The following is a 17,594-nucleotide window of genomic DNA, read 5'->3' on the forward strand; positions in this document are numbered from 1 at the left end:
AACATGAGTCAAGTGGAGTGGGATATGGATTCTGATGTAGAAGAGAAGCCGTTTAATGGGAAATACATGCGGCGTATGCTTCAATATCTTATCCCTTATCGCAAATTAATGACGTGGGTCATTATTATAGTGCTTATTAATATGTTATTAAGCTTATCCGAACCAATTATTCTTGCGTACATCATCGATAAAGGGATAAACCAAAAAGATTATTCGGTTATCCATGTATTGGGTGCTATTCTGCTGGGCGTTAAGCTAATAGGCTGGTTGTTTAGCTATATGCATACCAGATGGATCAATTTTACAGGACAACGTATTTTGTTTGATCTTCGTCAGCAATTATTTAATCATTTGCAAACCTTGTCCTTTCGTTTTTTTGACGGACGTCCCGCTGGTAAAATTATGTCCAGAATTACGAATGATACAAATGCAATTGGCGAGCTAATCAACGGCGGTTTGATAACGATGGTGATGGAGGTTACGCATTTACTTGGCATCGTCATCATTTTGATCTGGATGGATTGGCAGCTTGCTTTGCTCTCATTTATTATGATGCCGCTGCTCTATTTCATCGTTGCAAAGCTCCGTCCAAAAATTGAAGGCTCATGGTCGCGTTCACGCTCAACGATGTCATCGATTAACGGTAATGTGAACGAAACGATACAGGGCATTCGTGTCATTCAAGCCTTCTCACGCCAGCGTACAAATAATGAGCGATTTGAAGGCATAAATACCCGAAACAAAGGCGCATTTATGCGAGCAATTACATTGGAATCGACCGTATATCCACTGGTTGAAATGATCGGAATGCTGGGCACCTGTATTGTAGTTTGGTTCGGAGCCACGAAGGTCATTGAAGGTGCGCTTACGCTTGGCTTCATTATGGCGTTCATTAATTATTTATGGCGTTTCTGGGGGCCGCTGAGCGCCTTATCCAAGGTTTATAGCCAGCTGTTGTCAGCTATGGCTTCTGCCGAGCGTATTTTTGAAGTGCTGGATACCGATCCAGAGGTGAAAAATAGCAAGCATGCTTTAGAACTGCCGCAGGTTCGCGGTGAGGTTGAGTTTGATAATGTTTCGTTTCGATATGAGGAAAATAAACCAGATGTGCTTCATAACGTTTCATTTCTCGTTAAGCCCGGGCAAAGAGTAGCTTTAGTCGGGCCAACCGGCGCTGGAAAAAGCACGATTGTTAATCTCTTGATGCGATTCTACGATGCTACTGACGGTACCGTGCGAATCGACGGGATGGACGTCAAGCAGGCAACGCTCGAATCTCTACGCAAGCAAATGGGAATCGTGCTTCAGGATTCATTTATTTTTGCGGGTACGGTAGAAGAGAACTTGCGTTATGGCAACGATCATGCAACAGAGGAAGAGCTGCTTAGAGCAGCCGAGAGCGTAAGGCTAGACCGCGTCGTAAGCAAGCTGTCAGACGGGTATCAAACGCAGCTGGAGGAGCGAGGCTCAAAACTCTCGGTAGGCCAAAGGCAATTGCTCGCTTTCGGCCGTGTGTTGCTATCAGATCCTGGCATACTCATATTAGACGAGGCTACTTCCAGCGTAGATATGGAAACAGAGCAGCATATTCAAGAGGCTTTGCAAACGCTGCTTGCAGGAAGAACGGCGTTTATTATCGCGCACAGACTATCCACCATTAAGGATGCTGATCTTATTCTCGTCATTGAGAACGGAAGAGTAGCCGAGCAGGGGTCGCATTCGGAGCTGATGAAGAAAGGCGGCATCTACTCCAATCTTGTTCTAACACAGCTGTCTATGCAGGAATCTGTTATTTTGCAAACCAGTTCTTAATGGCATGAAATAAAAAAAGAGGGCAAGTCAGGCTTACGCAAAAAATGCGCTAGCTTGACTCGTCCTCTTTTTTTGTGCGATCGATTGCTTGTGCCATCGTTTTATCTGTTAAATGCGCATAAATTTGTGTCGTTTCCGGCGAAGCATGCCCAAGCTGCTCTTGAGTTTTGTAGATGTCGTTTCGCAGATAGTAGTCCGTGGCGAAGCTATGTCTGAGCTTATGTACGGATAAGTAAGGTTTTCCAAAGCGTTTGGCATATTTCAGGACCATTTCTTGAATTGCTCGCTTCGTCATGCGCGAACCCTCGTTTTTTCCATTAGCAACAGCCAGAAACAAAGCCTTTTCTCTTTTTGGCGCCTTGTAACGGAGTTCCCTAAGAGTCAAATAAGCTTGCAGATCCTCAACCGCCTCTTGGCGAAAATATACAGGAGTTTTAAACGTATCGTCATTTTTACCTTTGCGATATACATAGGAAAGCTTCTTCTTGAGATCGATATCATCTACGTTCAAGTTGACGAGTTCAGATACACGCAAGCCTGAGTGTAGAATAAAGCTAATGATACATGCATCTCTTGTCATATTAAGCTCGTATGCGTAAAGTGCCTGCTTGTTTTTGGCAACATCCGTCCCATAATGCTGTTTAATATAAGCCATAAATTCGGAAATTTCCTCTTCTTGAAGCAGCTTTCCCTCAAGCTTTGCGGCTGTATCCTTCGGTTTATGCGTACGTTTAATCGTAACTTTTGCCATAACATTCCGTTTGAGTAGAGGATAAAACTCCTCATCCTCTGCAATTTGACTTAAATAATGAAATAACGAGCGGAGGGAGGAAAGCTTGCGTGAGATCGTCGTTTTACTGTTTCGCTCCACTTTATGAGTCGATAAATACATACGGAAGCCATCTATACTGTCCATATGCAGCTTTTCCAGTTCAAGCAAAGCTACGTCTCTAATATTTGCTGCTTCAGAAAGGCCTTCTGCCATTAACCAGTTAAGAAAGGTTTCATAGTCTCTCATATATTCGACGAGCGATGAAGGAGATAAATCCGGAAGTTTGTAATTAATAAATTTTTCAATATACCAAGGCATCGTAGGAAGTTTCTTGTCGAGCTCTTCACGATCTTTTTGTTTAATAATATTGATGGCGAGTCACTCCTAAAATTAATGGTACAAATAGTTAATGGCGTTTAATAAACATAATAATAATTATGTTAACAAATTGTAATAATAACCAGATGAATAGTTATATTGTAACAATTAGAGTAAGGGGGTACAACGTCATAAAAGGGTAATAGGCAAAAAAAGAATTCTCTACTCAGAGACTTCTTCTCCTTATGACCCTCATACGTTGATTATGGTGTTTGGATGTATAAGAATTTATATAATGGTCACTCTAAAAAAAAACAAAATAATATCTCATTTATTTTATTTTTTATTTTTGAAACCCATTAATAAACAGCCCGTATACCTTTTTATAACTTCATCGTGCTTCATTCCAAAGGGGAGTAGCTGCTACAGTAAAGTCGTCATTACGAGAATCTAACGATCTCCGGCTTTATTGGCAACTTAACGTTGTTAGCGAGACCTTTGCCACTAGTCGGCAAAGGTCTATTTTTTGGGTGTAAGCACAAGTTAAATTTACTTAAGCAGAGTCGAAAGGGAGGAATCTTGTATGGATTTTGGTTTGTTAATGGAATATGGATGGGTTCTGCTCATCCTCATTGCAATTGAAGGTTTGCTCGCAGCAGACAATGCACTTGTGCTGGCTATCATGGTCAAACATCTGCCGGAGAAAGAACGGAAGAAAGCATTGTTTTACGGCTTAGCAGGGGCATTTGTTTTCAGATTTGCTTCGTTATTCGCTATTTCCTTTCTGGTTGGAGTGTGGCAAGTACAGGCAATTGGCGCGTTGTACCTATTATTCATTGCGCTAAACCATATTTTCCGAAAAGTCATTTTCAAGAAGCATGTCGATAATGCAACAGAAGACAAAAAAGAAACCAAAAAAGCGAGTGGTTTCTGGTTTACCGTATTAAAGGTAGAAGTTGCAGATATCGCATTTGCAGTAGATTCCATCCTGGCAGCTGTTGCGCTTGCAATGGCGCTGCCAACGACCAATTTGCCGAAAATAGGCGGAATGGATGGCGGTCACTTTGCAGTCATCTTTATCGGTGGTTTCATCGGTCTAATCATTATGCGTTTCGCTGCTTCAGCTTTCGTGAAGTTGCTAGAGCGCAAGCCTGGACTTGAAGTTGCTGCATTCGTTATCGTAGGTTGGGTAGGCGTCAAGCTGGCTGTTGTCACATTGTCTCACCCTAAACTGGGGATCATTCCAGAATCATTCTCCCATTCAGCAGCTTGGAAAATTACCTTCTATGTAGTCCTTGTCTTGATCGCGGTTATAGGTTGGTTCCTATCGAGCGACAAAGAGGAATCCAATGACGGTAAGGTAGCTACAAATAACAACTAACTAATCTATTTTCAATATAAATCAGAAAAAAACTGTTGAGGAAACTCAACAGTTTTTTCTTTTTATTAGCTTATAAATGTTCCGAATTCCTCTATATCACGTCAGATTTAACCGTTAAGATTGTTTCATTATATGATTCAGATTTTTGCGCTGTTGTAAATTAGTAAATATATGCAATTCTGCAAATTCGGTTACAATTCCATTTTAACTGTGCTAAACTCAAACGAGTCTGTAGAAGAGTTGCCAATCTTCTTCCAAATTGCGGACAATTTGTATGTACGCTATAGAAAAAGGAGGTTCATTCTTAAATGATGAACACTAAATTCATACAACATAGTATGGCGCTAATTATCATATTTATGCTGGCATTTTCGGTTCCGCTCGAAGCTGCTCATGCTGCTCCGCCTGCTACATTAAAGGTAGGAAGCTCAGGACCGGATGTTCCGGATTTGCAATATCGGTTAAAAACGCTAGGTTATTTTAATAAAGATGTAACGGCTTATTTTGGCACAACGACGTTAGAGTCACTCAAACGTTTTCAGAAGGATTATGGTGTGGCTTCCGATGGTGTCGCAGGCGCACAGACCTGGAAAACACTTAAGAGTGTTTCTGTGAATCAAGGTGAGCTTGATTTGCTAGCAAGAATTATTTATGCAGAAGCACGTGGCGAATCCTATAAAGGACAGGTTGCAGTTGGAGCTGTCGTTATGAATCGATTGGCATCGTCCAGTTTCCCAGATACAGTTAGAGGCGTTATTGAACAGCCGCGAGCATTTACGGCAGTTGATGATGGACAATATAATCTTACTCCAAACAAACTTGCCTATCAAGCAGCAAAGGAAGCTGTCAAAGGTTATGATCCAACAGGTGGAGCTCTTTATTATTTTAATCCAGAAACAGCTACCTCTGAATGGATTTGGTCACGTAAGCAAACCGGAAAAATTGGACGTCATATATTTGCAGTATAAACAAAAGATTCTTATCGACAAGGTAACTTGCGATAAGAATCTTTTTGTATCTATCATATTTGCCAGCGAGATGTTTTCAAAAAGTTATGCAAACATGTTACAATAAGAAAGATAGTATCATACTTTTTTTAAACATTCTGGAGGTGCCAACATTGAAAGTTGAAATTTGGTCGGATTATGTATGTCCGTTTTGTTATATAGGAAAAAGGAAGTTCGAGCTCGCGCTTGCAAAATTTGCGCATAAAGACAAGATCGAAATCGTATTCCGCAGTTTTGAGCTAGATCCAAGTGCTGATCCTAATTCAAATATAAGCACATACAGCATGCTTGCAACGAAGTATGGAATGAGCGTGGAGAAAGCAAAGGAAACAACGGCTAACGTAGCAGAACAAGCTGCAGCTGTAGGAATCACTTTTCATTTTGAAGGAACAGTTTCTACAAATACGTTTGACTCACATCGTCTCGTTCACTTTGCTGCTGAACAGGGCAAGGAAAAGGAACTTTCCGAGAGATTGTTTAAAGCTTACTTCACAGATGGCGTAAATATCGGCAATCGCGAGCGCCTTGTTGAAATCGCTGCTGAAGTTGGGCTTGACACTGCCGCAGCAGCTGCAATGCTTGAATCTAACCAATTCGCTGACAATGTTCGTGGTGAAGAAGAGGAAGGCAGCAAGCTCGGTATCCGAGGTGTACCTTTTTATGTAGTTGATCGTAAATATGCTGTTTCCGGCGCACAATCGCCTGAAGTGTTTTTGGACACATTAAATAAAGCGTGGGAAGAAAAACATCCAACCTTTATTCAAGTGAATGAAGGGGACGCTGATGTTACATGTACGGATGGTTATTGCGTTCCGGATTCATCAAAGTCTTAATAGCTTACGAAGGGCGGTCATTTCATGGAGGAAACAACTCTAAGAAGCAACTGTCAAATTGAGCGAATTGGTGAAATCATCGAGTTGTCTCGCATGTCTGCTTTTATTTTAATAAATGAAAAAAGTATTGAAGTGCCATTAACGAAAGTCGCTGAGGGTGTAATCCTCGGCGACTTTGTTGTCTGGACAGGCAGCAGCTGGAATCGTAAAACGATCGTATGAAAAAACGTATTTGTCGGATTAGCTTTCACAACTTATAATAGATAACGGTATAAAAGTCAGACGTTCGTTAAGAAGCGACGACATGCAAATACTTAGGGGGTTTTAAACGTGACAAATGAACAACAACGTCTGCTTGTGTTCGCAGGCTCTTATGCAGAAGCAGAGGAGAATGGCGTGTACGTGTATGCATTCGATGAGCAATCGGGTACATTAACGTTGACGGACGCGGTTGCTGATTTTAAAAATCCGACGTTTCTCAATGTAGATGCAGACCGCAAGCTATTGTATACGATCTCCGAAACCGTGAATCAATCAGGTCTTAAGGTTGGAGAGGCTGCGGCATTTGCCATTGATACCAAGGAGGGCTCATTACGGCTCATAAACCGTAAAGAGACGGTTGCTTCGACGACCTGTCATATTCAGCGTGATGCGAATAGCCGTTATTTGACGGTTACAAGCTATCATGGCGGCATGATTGGACTATTTGGCATTACAGAAGAGGGCGCTATCGGTCAAGAGCTTGATGTGAAACAACATGTTGGAAGCAGTCAGCATCCAGAACGCCAGGATCGTCCGCATCCGCATTCTTCGTTCTACAGCCCTGACGGTCGATACCTGTTCGTTTCTGATTTGGGACTGGATCGAATTGTCACTTATCGCTTGGATGATGCTGATCATAAGCTTATTCACCATGCCGAAATTTCTTTGCATCCGGGAGCAGGGCCGCGTCATCTGTCGTTCCATCCGAATGGTAAGTTCGTCTATGTCATTAATGAGGTGGATTCAACAATTACATCGTTTACATACGATAAAGAAACCGGCCAGTTGACGACTTTAGCAACCGTTAGCACTCTTCCGTCGGATTTTGAAGGTGAAAACTCTTGTGCTGAAATTACAGTATCTTCAGACGGCAAATATGTATATGGTTCCAATCGCGGTCATGACAGCATTGTTGTTTTCGCAATCGATGAACAAACGGGTGCTTTGTCGCTTGTTCAGCACATTTCGGTTGAAGGCGGACATCCGCGTCATTTTGCACTGACGCCAAACGGCAATTATTTACTTGCTGCAAACCGAGACACAAACAATATCGTTACATTCAAAGTTAATAAATCAAGTGGACAATTGGTCTTCACTGGGAATAGCGTATCGTTATCTAAGCCAGTTTGTGTAATCCCTGTTTATTTAACGATGTAAATAATTAATGACGTAAGCATAGAGAGAAAAGGGGAATACAGAAGCGTGGCAACTAGCGAAGAAGAAAAACCGAAATTAAAGGCGACCAAAATTTTCAAATGTAAAAATCCGGACTGCAAGGCATGGGTTAGAGATGAGTTTGCTGCAACGGAGCAAACTTGTCCGATCTGCAAAGGACCAATGCTCAGAAGCATGAGGCATTTGCCAGCCGTTCAGAATAAGCCGAAACCTCAGCCACGTAAACCGAAATCGGACTACTAAAATGTTTATTCAAAAAAATCCCAATCCTCTCATAAGAGCTGGATCGGGATTTTTTTATTGCATAGCGGAATCGTTCGACTAAAAATATGGTAGGATAGACATACAAACAATGACAGGATGGTAACCTATATGCTGTTTTATTTTGTCGCATTATTTACGGCAGCCGTAATTGTCATCTTAAATAATCGCAGGAGCGAATCGAATCGCTGGGCTGCTTTATTTTTGTTCAGCGCTTCAATTGGCGGACTCTCAGAAGTTTTAATAGACTATGGTTTATTCTTAATAACTGATCTACTGCAATTTCTTAATTATACATTCACGCCTTATGCTGTTTTCGTATTCTGCCTACTCTATGCGTCTGTTCTAGACCATAACCGAATGAGAAAAAAACTGAAATTTTATCTTGCCATTCCGATTTTTTTGATGGCTTCATTTGTTATGATTTCTTCTGATGTGCAATGGTTTTTTAACCTTTTGCTGCTATGGAGCGCGCCTTATTATTTAATTTCCTGTTATTTATTAGTCGCATCCTTTTGGAAAGAGCGTGATGCAAGGATAAAGCGAAGCCGCTTTATCACCACAATCATAATGGTTCCAACACTGCTGGCTGTTCTAATCTTCATATATGTGGCAAAGGTGATTACACCGGATTTTGAATTTTTTAATTATATATCAGTCTTTATGATTTATTCGTTGTCGGTCGCGCTGTTATGTACCTTCATGTATGGTGTTCTTGGTGTTAAACTCCGCTTTGAGCATGATCCAATGGAAAGTACGATGCGAGCAGTTAGCACTGGAACTACGATGCTTAATCATACGATAAAAAATGAAATAGGAAAAATAGCCATCAGTACGGAAAATTTAAGAAATCTGCTGCCTGAATCGAATGAGCAATCTATGCAGCATATGCAGATCATAACGAATGCATCCAATCATATGCTTGAGATGATCAGCCGTATTCATAGTCAAATAAAGGACATTACCCTGAAAGAGCAGCCGGTTCAGCTCGATCAGCTCATTGATAAAGTTCTTTATCAGCATGAGGCTCTGATGCAAAATAAAGGAATTTCGTTAACCGCGAAGTATGAGCTGCGTCCTGTCATCCAATGTGATCCCATTCATATAAGCGAAGCATTTGGCAACCTGCTCATGAATGCAAGTGATGCAATGCCAAATGGAGGAGCTATTGAAGTGAGGCTTGCAGCGTATAAGAATGGTGTGGAGCTTTCAGTGCAGGATTGTGGCATGGGCATCTCGGAGGAGAAGCTAAGCCAGGTGTTTGATCCCTTCTATAGCAGTGGGAAAAGTGGACGGAATTTCGGACTCGGCTTATCTTATGTTTATAATGTTATGCAAAAGAGCGGTGCTAAGGTTATTCTGACAAGCCAAGAAGGCGTAGGAACACGTGCAGCCTTAATATGGCCGAGAAAAAAGATTTTAAAATGAGTAGAGAAGGAGGGAGCAACCTTGAATCATATCAAAGTGTTTATCGTTGAGGATGACACGGATTGGATTAAAGCGCTCACTACTTTTTTGAATAAAGAGTCTGATTTGCTTGTCGTAGGTACGGCAACTAATTCTACCGATGCGATAAATCTTGCACAAACGCTTACGTTTGATGTTGTACTAATGGATATTCAGCTTGAGGGCAGCAGGCTTGACGGCATTCATACAGCAATTCTTATGCATGAGCATTCTCCCGCCAAGATTATTATGTTAACGTCATTAAATGATGAGCAGACGATGACTCAGGCCTTTACAGCCGGTGCTGTACAGTATTTGGAGAAGACACGCTTCCAGGAGCTGCCACAAACGATTCGTAACGCATATCATCATTCTGCTCCTATGGAGGCTTTACTTAACGAACTAACTCGGCTAAAGCGCGAGGAGCAGCTTAAGGAATTAACTGGCGCAGAACGTGAAGTATTCGAGCTTATTGAAGCCGGCTACACGCAATCGCAAATTGAGAAGAAGCTTTACAAGGCAGAGAGCACGCTCAAAAATCAGGTCAATAAAATGCTCAAGAAGCTTGGCGTGCGCAGCAGCAAAGAAGCTGTGGAAAAAGTGAAGCGAAGAGGAATTTTCCAGCGTGATGAGAAGGAATAACCTATTTTACATAGCTAGAAGGCAAAGGGGTACTACATAACGTAGTACCCCTTTGTTTGTCGTTCTATGAAAGATGGAACTGCCGATACTATACGGCTTGCGTTTAAAATAAAACGAGAGAGGGAGCGATTTAACATGGAAGCAATAACCTCACACAACGACGAAGCTGCTGTACTGCTCATTGATGGAAAATGCATATTATGTAATAAAATCACTCACTTTGTCGTGAAGAGAGATAAAAAGAAATATTTTCGATTTGCTGCGCTTCAGTCGCCTGTTGGTCAGCAGTTGCTTAAGAATGGAAATTTGCCTATAGATGATCTTGATACGTTTGTAATGGTGCAGTCGAATCAGTACTATACCAAATCCGAAGCGGCGCTTCGAGTATTTCGCAAGCTTGACGGCTGGTGGAGGTTGTTGTATTGGTTTCGCTTCGTACCGCTTGCTTGGAGAAACTATGTATATCATATTATTGCGCGAAATCGCTATCGTTGGTTTGAGAAACATGAAATGTGCATCATCCCGACACCAGAGTTATTAGAGAGATTTTTGGACGATGGAATAGGAGGAGCATGAATGAATAGAAAACCGATTTACGTCGAGCTTGAAATTCGTGCAACACAGGATGAGCTGTGGGCGCATACTCAAATCCCACAGCTGCATGAGCAATGGGATCTCCGATTCTCGAAAATTCAATATTTTCCAAAAAACAGTGAATCCGACATCCAGAAATTCCAGTATGAAACGAGAATTGGCTTTGGTCTAAACATTAGAGGCACAGGAGAAACGAGCAGCACAATTTTCAAAGATGGAAACGAAAGAGTATCGACGCTAACTTTTGCTTCGGAGCAGCCAATCTCGTTAATACGAATCGGAGGCGGTTATTGGAAGTACAAGGATCTTGGAGACAAACAGTCCTTTATAACACTATTTAATTATCAGACTCGTTTCGGTATTGCAGGACGAATTATGGATCGCTTTTTATTCCGACCCCTATTTGGCTGGGCTACCGCTTGGAGCTTCGATCGATTGCGAATATGGCTTGAGGAACGTATTCCTCCTTCTGTTGTTGCAGAGAGAGCTTTGCTTCATTATTTGAGCGTCTGCTTCATCGTTCTGCTCTGGTGTTATGAAGGCCTTGTGCCTAAGCTCTTGTTCCCAGAAACGGGAGAGTTGACGATGATGAGGCAGGTGGGTTGGTTTAATGGAATGGAGCTGCAAATGGTTCAATTAATCGGTATTGGAGAAATGGGACTTGGTGTGCTAATCGCTTGTTTCCATAGGAGAAAATGGATTTATATTATTCATGTATTGGCACTTATTTCATTGACAATGCCAGTGCTTCTATTCTATTCAGAATTGCTGAAGTCGCCTTTTAATCCAATTACGCTTACGTTGCCAATGATTGGTTTAGGCTTAACAGCCTATTTAAGCAGACGTCACTTGCCGCAAGCGAGCCGCTGTAAAAGACAATTTAAATAAACAGATTAGAAAAGGGGAAATCACGATGCGTTCTATATATGAACAAGCGTTAGGAGCTGATTTTCAAAAGCTCCATCCTCGCATACAGCAGCGTTTTGGCTTTTGCAGTCAAGATCGTACTGCGTCTATCGGACATGGAGTCATGCAGCTTATATGGTACAACAAACTTGCTGCACTGCCATTGTTTATTGGAACGCTCCGCCACATCATGTTCCCCCAAGGCGGCGTAAACATCCCGTTTTCAATTGAAAACTATGCATATGTAGATGCATTCGGACGTGAAACCGTCACGTGGATTCGCAAATTCAAGTTTCCAAGGGCGATCCGCCATTTTGACGCAACGATGGTGTATAGCGGAGAAAGAGAGATTATCGTTGATTATTTAGGCAATAAGCAGCATTTAGCAGTCGATTTGGATGTTGCAGTTTCCACAAAGGGCGGAATTCGAATTATTTCGGGTGAGCAGCGTTTCTATGAAGGGTGGCTTCAATTCCGATTTCCTCGTTTGTTTACAGGTAGAGCAGAAGTGAATGAGTGGTATGACGATGAGGAGCGCTGCTACAAAATATCAGTGGACGTTCGGAACCCTATCCTTGGGCAAATTTTCCGTTATGAAGGCTCTTTCCAAGCTTCATTCGTGAATAGCGGGCATGAGGCGATTCCGATTGGAATTCGGCCATTGCGTGAAGAGAAGAGGGAATAAACGGCTACTGCTGTTTATTCCTTTTTGTCACTTTCGTGTTTGGCGTTGTATAATAGAAGCTGACACGATAAGCAGGTTCAAGCTAACGAGGTAAATGAAGCTGGACCCATGGGAAACGGAGTATCTGACTAATGAAAAAATTTAAAAAGTTTTATATAGAGACGACAAGTATTTGCAACTTATCCTGCAGCTTCTGTCCGCCCACATTGCGAGCGAAAGGTTTCATTAAAGTGGAGGATTTCAAAAAAACACTGGATCAGATCAAGCCGCATACGGATTATATTTATTTTCATGTAAAAGGCGAGCCAATGCTGCATCCTAAGATGGACGAGCTGCTTGATATTAGCCATGAGAAGGGCTTCAAAGTAAATATTACGTCCAATGGAACACTTATTACGAAAAACAAGGAAAAGCTACTTAACAAGCCAGCCTTGCGTCAAATTAACTTCTCGCTGCACAGCTTTGACGGCCATGCCGGTTCCACGAATAAAGAAGGTTACCTTGCTGAAATCTTATCCTTCGTAAAGGAAGCCGTCGCAAGCAGCGATATTATTATTTCGTTTCGGCTATGGAACTTAGATATGGACAATGAAACGAATCAGCAGAAAAACAAAAACCGAGAGCTCCTGGGCATGATAGAGAAGGCATTTAATCTCGATTATAAAATTGAAGAAAAATTCATACCCGGCTCGGGTGTCAAAATAGCGGAGCGCATTTACCTAAATCAAGATCCTGAGTTCAAATGGCCGGATTTAAAAGAGCCGGAGTATAATGGGAAAGGCTTCTGCCATGCCTTAAGGAATCAAGCTGGCATTCTCATCGACGGAACAGTCATCCCTTGCTGCTTGGACGGAGAGGGCGTCATTAATTTAGGAAACATTCACGATACTCATTTCTCGGAAATTATTGAGAATGAGCGATCAACTAATCTCTATGATGGTTTCTCAAGACGGGAAGCTGTCGAGGAGCTGTGCAGGAAATGCGGCTATCGCCAACGTTTTGGGTGATTTGATTACTAGGATTATGCTAGTAGGTCAACAAGGCAATTTGTAATGACAAAATAACTATAGTAACGGTTATTAATGAGTTATGTTATGTGAATTATAGGTATTGCGTTGGAATTGTTGAGTGGGGTCGTTTTGTGTTATGATTTATTCCGTGCTGTTCTTTGTCGTCTTTCTATCAATCAGAGAGTTAGGAGATTCAACTACACATGGATTTTATTACGATTTTAAAAGCGATTATTTTAGGTATTGTTGAAGGATTAACGGAATTTGCACCTGTATCCTCGACAGGACATATGGTCATTGTTGACGATATGTGGCTTCAAACGGAACAGTACTTGACGAAGTACGTTGCGAACACATTCAAAATTGTTATTCAGCTCGGCTCCATTTTAGCAGTAGTCATTATTTTCCGAAATCGTTTTATTGACTTGCTGGGCTTGAACAGAGGCAGCAAGGACGCGGCACAAGCATCTTCTCAACCGAAGAAAAAGCTAAAGCTTACACATGTTATCGTTGGTCTCATCCCAGCTGGTGTACTTGGTCTATTGTTTGACGATTACATTGATGAACATTTATTCTCGATACGCACAGTGCTAATTGGTCTAGTTATCGGAGCTATACTTATGATTATTGCCGATCGTTTTGGGCCTAAGAAACCTAAGATCGAGTCAGTTGACCAGATCACTTATAAGCAAGCCTTCTCCGTTGGGCTTATCCAATGTTTATCCCTCTGGCCAGGCTTCTCCCGTTCCGGTTCTACTATTTCCGGAGGGGTGCTGCTAGGCATGAGTCACCGCGCTGCTGCTGATTTCACTTTCATCATGGCTGTGCCGATCATGGCTGGTGCGAGCTTGTTGTCCTTGGCGAAAAACTGGGAATACTTCACGTTAGAGTCATTGCCGTTTTTTATCGCAGGTTTCATAAGCGCATTCGTTTTTGCACTTCTTTCGATTCGTTTCTTCTTGAAGCTTATTAACAAAATCAAGCTTGTACCATTTGCAATATACCGCATCGTGCTTGCTGCTGTAATCTATATCGTTTATTTTTAACCAATAGAAAAAGCCTGCTCCCTTATGATAAGGAGCAGGCTTTTTTTCGATTTATGGATGTAACTCAATTGGTTTTTGAGCTTCATAGATGCCGATTCGACCTGAACATATAAATGCGATTACGCAGCCGATAAACATATAAATTGCACCTTCAGTCCCAAATAATTCAATGCCCATGATGAAGCAAGCGATTGGCGTCTTGGCAGCGCCGCTGAATACGGATATGAAACCAATGGCAGCGAGCAGGGGGACGGAGACATGGAGCAAACCTGCAAGTGCGCTTCCTAGCGTTGAGCCGATGACAAAGAGTGGAGTTACCTCCCCGCCTTGAAAGCCTGTCCCAAGCGTTATAGCAGTAAATAGTGTTTTCAATAAAAAAACAAACGGCGAAACCGCCTCTTGAAAGGACTGCTCTAGGAGCGGGATGCCTAGTCCCAAATAATCACGTGTTCCGATCGCATAGACGAGAGCAACAATGAATAGTCCGCCCAAAAAGCTTTTGAGAACAGGACTTTTAAACCATTTACTAAATAAACGTTTGAATCCTCGTACCAGCTGAGTGAATAATAATGCGGCTAGACCAAAAAGCACAGATGCAATGACAACTTTGACAATGAGCAGCCAGTCGAGCGGAGGGACATCACCCATTGAATAGGAGATATGTTGAATTCCCCACGCGGTAGCAACCAAATGGCCAACATAACTCGCGATAAAGCAGGGGAGCAGCGCTTCATAACTGATGACGCCGATTGCAAGTACTTCTAGTCCAAAGATTGTACCGGCTAGAGGTGTGCCAAAAACAGCACCAAAGCCGCTGCTAATGCCGCACATCAAAATGATTTTGCGATCAAGCCGGCCTCGTTTAATTAGCTTGCCAAACCATTCTGCTAAGCTGCCGCCCATTTGTACTGCAGTACCTTCTCGACCAGCAGATCCGCCAAATAAATGGGTGATTAAAGTTCCAATCAGAACAAGTGGTGCCATTCTTAATGGGATGGAGCCATTACCGGTATGTATTTGCTCTATAATTAGATTATTTCCTCTACCTGCTTCTTTCCCAAACTTGAGATAAAGATAACTTACGAAGGCACCGCCGAGTGGCAGAAGCCACAATAACCACAAATGTTGTACACGCGTTTCGGTTACGAATTCAAGACTGGCTAGAAATAATGCGGAAGCAGAACCAGATAAGATGCCGATTACTCCAGCAATGAACAGCCATTTCAACATATATTTGGCAAGTGTGAGCGGTGCGAAATGCCTTACATCAATCATTCATGTGAACTCCTTCGTTGGCTCCCTGAGAGAAGGAATATGTTGTATTGTTTCTATTAGCTATTATACAACACTCCTAGAAGAGGTAAAGAAATTCATATCAGCGAATCAAGTGAAAACCAGCCGTCATGGACACCGTAAGAAATCCAAACCAAGTGATAAATATTGACGAGAAAGTAGATCAATACCGTAATCAGAATACATGGATTGATCCAATACCGATTTTTCATACGATAATAAATGAGGATAAGCAGCAGTGGGAGCAGCAGCTTCATCCCGTAGTAGCTAACGATATTCCAGTCATAAAGTTTTTGTACGAGTGGGTTGAGCTCCTCAATTAATGATAGCCTCAAGCCTATATCTGTAAATAAAGCGTCGGCAAAACATAGAAACAGCAATCCGAACAGCAGCGGTTTTAAGTCCCATTCTTTGAGAGCAGTAATGGCATTTAAGCCTCCATTCTGAAAAAATGATCTGGGTTTTGCATAATAGATGCATATGCCTCATAAGGATTATCATTCCTAAGGAATTTCTGTGGAATAAAGGAGGCCTAACGTTGAAGCGAATATTGATTGGAAGTCCCATTCGCCAAAGACCGAACATATTGCGTCACTTTTTAGCCTCGCTTGCGCGAATCGAAGCAAGCTCTTTTAAAGTAGATTATTTCTTTATTGACGACAATGATAACGAGCAGTCCTCGCAATTGCTGAGCGATTTTATATCGAAGCAAAAAGAGAACAATGAAAGTGAAACCATCTTAATTAGAGGCGATTCGATAACACCATATGCCAGGGATGAGTTTACTCATTACTGGAGCAATGATTTAATTGATAAAATCGCAAGCTGGAAGGATCATATGATCCAAACAGCGAGAGAGCAGCAATTTGATGGATTATTCCTCATTGATTCGGATTTGCTGATTCACCCGGAAGCAATTGAATCTTTGATTTCTTCTGAGAAAGAGATCATTTCCACTATTTTCTGGACACAGTGGCAGCCTAATACGATGGAAATGCCGCAGGTTTGGCTGAAGGATACGTATTGGCCGTTTCAGTCAGATGGAACAGTAAAAGCCGGTGACGGTGCGGAAGCGGCTGTCATGTTTCTAATGAAGCTTAGAGTCCCTGGTGTTTATCAGGTTGGCGGCCTTGGTGCGTGCACGTATATCGCTCGCTCAGCACTAGAGAAGCCGATATCATTTCGGACGATCTCGAATGTATCGTTTTGGGGCGAAGATCGTCATTTCTGCATTCGAGCAGTTGCTCTTGGCATCGATTTGTACGTGGACACCAGATACCCAGCCTTTCATATCTACCGAGAATCGGATATTGAGCGCGCTATTTTGTTTATGGAATCGACTCAGGACAAAGCATATACAAATTCGAATATGTTGCCAGCACAAGGACCTACGATCATTGTGCCCACAGCAGGTCCTAAGCTTACGTTATCTATGATCGTAAAAAATGAGGGTGAGCGCTTTTTAAAAGAAGTGCTTGAGCATCATAGGGAATATATAGATCATGCGGTCATTATTGACGATGGAAGCACGGATCATACCGGGGAAATCGTTCATGAATGCCTTGCCGGCATTCCTTTGACCTATATTAAAAACGAAAGCTCGCAATTTCATAATGAAGTAAAGCTAAGAACGCAGCAATGGGAGGAAACGATTCGCATTCGGCCGCAGTGGATTCTGAATATGGATGCGGATGAATATTTTGAGCAAAAATTTAAGGAAGAGCTGCCAGTGCTCCTAAACGATACGGAAACCTTCACTTATTTGTTTCGATTATTTGATTTTTGGTCGGAAGATCATTATCGCGAGGATGTATACTGGAATGCCCATAGTGTGTACCGCCCATTTTTATTGAAATATGTAGAGGGATTTTCTTATGTGTGGAAGCAAACTCCTCAGCACTGCGGGAGATTTCCTGAAAACATTTATTCACTTGCTAATAAGACGTCAAACCTGCGAGTAAAACATTTCGGCTGGGCGAGGGAGCAGGATCGTTTGCATAAATATGACCGCTACAAGAAGCTTGATCCTGATGCGATTTATGGCTGGAAGGAGCAATATGAATCCATTTTGGATGAGAAGCCGAATCTGGTGAAATGGATAGAGTAATAAAGCAAATAAATCATAACCTTTGACTAAGCATACACTCTAGT

At 42.0% G+C, this 17,594-nt stretch carries 18 protein-coding genes; 15 read left to right on the forward strand and 3 right to left on the reverse strand.

The genetic code is table 11. The features are described 5' to 3' along the window. Positions 1 to 3 precede the first annotated feature (3 nt). Positions 4 to 1,812 (forward strand): ABC transporter ATP-binding protein, encoded by a 1,809-nt coding sequence (locus tag ACIFSR_RS18160; RefSeq protein ID WP_430058935.1) that lies wholly within the window; start codon positions 4 to 6, stop codon positions 1,810 to 1,812. A gap of 49 nt (positions 1,813 to 1,861) precedes the next feature. Here the strand turns inward: ACIFSR_RS18160 and xerS are convergent, their stop codons facing one another. Further along, entirely contained in the window at positions 1,862 to 2,956 is a 1,095-nt protein-coding gene (gene xerS / locus ACIFSR_RS18165; RefSeq protein WP_430059343.1) for a tyrosine recombinase XerS, read from the reverse strand. A gap of 529 nt (positions 2,957 to 3,485) precedes the next feature. On the opposite strand from xerS, the gene ACIFSR_RS18170 reads away from it, so the two are divergent. The 13 genes from ACIFSR_RS18170 to ACIFSR_RS18230 all read left to right on the forward strand — a co-directional run bounded on the left by ACIFSR_RS18170 (position 3,486) and on the right by ACIFSR_RS18230 (position 14,150). Beyond that, complete coding sequence (locus ACIFSR_RS18170; protein WP_076265871.1) at positions 3,486 to 4,283, forward strand: TerC family protein; 798 nt, start codon at positions 3,486 to 3,488, stop codon at positions 4,281 to 4,283. Positions 4,284 to 4,594: 311 nt separating this feature from the next. After that, positions 4,595 to 5,251 carry a cell wall hydrolase gene (locus ACIFSR_RS18175; protein ID WP_430059345.1) on the forward strand — a complete coding sequence of 219 codons (657 nt, stop codon included), beginning with the start codon at positions 4,595 to 4,597 and terminating at the stop codon, positions 5,249 to 5,251. 152 nt (positions 5,252 to 5,403) lie between these two features. Further along, on the forward strand, positions 5,404 to 6,123 hold the full coding sequence (locus ACIFSR_RS18180; protein ID WP_430058938.1) for a DsbA family oxidoreductase: 720 nt from the start codon (positions 5,404 to 5,406) through the stop codon (positions 6,121 to 6,123). A 24-nt stretch (positions 6,124 to 6,147) separates the two neighbouring features. Continuing rightward, positions 6,148 to 6,345 carry a hypothetical protein gene (locus ACIFSR_RS18185; RefSeq protein WP_430058941.1) on the forward strand — a complete coding sequence of 66 codons (198 nt, stop codon included), beginning with the start codon at positions 6,148 to 6,150 and terminating at the stop codon, positions 6,343 to 6,345. 108 nt (positions 6,346 to 6,453) lie between these two features. Further along, positions 6,454 to 7,542 carry a lactonase family protein gene (locus tag ACIFSR_RS18190; protein ID WP_339202619.1) on the forward strand — a complete coding sequence of 363 codons (1,089 nt, stop codon included), beginning with the start codon at positions 6,454 to 6,456 and terminating at the stop codon, positions 7,540 to 7,542. 45 nt (positions 7,543 to 7,587) lie between these two features. After that, a complete protein-coding gene (locus ACIFSR_RS18195; protein WP_076265875.1) occupies positions 7,588 to 7,803 on the forward strand; it encodes a cold-inducible protein YdjO-related protein in 216 nt (71 codons plus the stop codon). 129 nt (positions 7,804 to 7,932) lie between these two features. Then, a complete protein-coding gene (locus ACIFSR_RS18200; RefSeq protein WP_430058945.1) occupies positions 7,933 to 9,249 on the forward strand; it encodes an ATP-binding protein in 1,317 nt (438 codons plus the stop codon). A gap of 21 nt (positions 9,250 to 9,270) precedes the next feature. After that, the gene (locus ACIFSR_RS18205) at positions 9,271 to 9,909 is read left to right on the forward strand and encodes a response regulator (RefSeq protein ID WP_430058948.1); all 639 of its coding nucleotides are present in this window, start codon (positions 9,271 to 9,273) and stop codon (positions 9,907 to 9,909) included. Between the two features lie 135 nt (positions 9,910 to 10,044). Beyond that, complete coding sequence (locus ACIFSR_RS18210; RefSeq protein WP_430058951.1) at positions 10,045 to 10,485, forward strand: thiol-disulfide oxidoreductase DCC family protein; 441 nt, start codon at positions 10,045 to 10,047, stop codon at positions 10,483 to 10,485. After that, positions 10,486 to 11,391 carry a DoxX-like family protein gene (locus ACIFSR_RS18215; RefSeq protein ID WP_430058953.1) on the forward strand — a complete coding sequence of 302 codons (906 nt, stop codon included), beginning with the start codon at positions 10,486 to 10,488 and terminating at the stop codon, positions 11,389 to 11,391. Positions 11,392 to 11,416: 25 nt separating this feature from the next. Continuing rightward, positions 11,417 to 12,094: a DUF4166 domain-containing protein gene (locus ACIFSR_RS18220; RefSeq protein WP_430058956.1), complete on the forward strand. Its 678-nt coding sequence runs from the start codon at positions 11,417 to 11,419 to the stop codon at positions 12,092 to 12,094. Positions 12,095 to 12,225: 131 nt separating this feature from the next. Next, positions 12,226 to 13,101, forward strand: a complete 876-nt coding sequence (locus ACIFSR_RS18225) for a radical SAM/SPASM domain-containing protein (protein WP_430058958.1) — start codon at positions 12,226 to 12,228, stop codon at positions 13,099 to 13,101. A 206-nt stretch (positions 13,102 to 13,307) separates the two neighbouring features. Then, entirely contained in the window at positions 13,308 to 14,150 is an 843-nt protein-coding gene (locus tag ACIFSR_RS18230; RefSeq protein WP_430058959.1) for an undecaprenyl-diphosphate phosphatase, read from the forward strand. 51 nt (positions 14,151 to 14,201) lie between these two features. Here the strand turns inward: ACIFSR_RS18230 and ACIFSR_RS18235 are convergent, their stop codons facing one another. Continuing rightward, complete coding sequence (locus ACIFSR_RS18235; protein ID WP_430058961.1) at positions 14,202 to 15,425, reverse strand: voltage-gated chloride channel family protein; 1,224 nt, start codon at positions 15,423 to 15,425, stop codon at positions 14,202 to 14,204. Positions 15,426 to 15,520: 95 nt separating this feature from the next. Next, positions 15,521 to 15,823, reverse strand: coding sequence for a DUF5658 family protein (locus ACIFSR_RS18240; protein WP_430058962.1), 303 nt, complete (start codon positions 15,821 to 15,823; stop codon positions 15,521 to 15,523). 158 nt (positions 15,824 to 15,981) lie between these two features. Between ACIFSR_RS18240 and ACIFSR_RS18245 the strand changes: the two genes are divergently transcribed. Then, complete coding sequence (locus ACIFSR_RS18245) at positions 15,982 to 17,550, forward strand: glycosyltransferase (protein ID WP_430058965.1); 1,569 nt, start codon at positions 15,982 to 15,984, stop codon at positions 17,548 to 17,550. Positions 17,551 to 17,594 lie beyond the last annotated feature (44 nt).

Source organism: Paenibacillus sp. NRS-1760 (assembly GCF_050467785.1).
Classification (GTDB): domain Bacteria; phylum Bacillota; class Bacilli; order Paenibacillales; family Paenibacillaceae; genus Pristimantibacillus.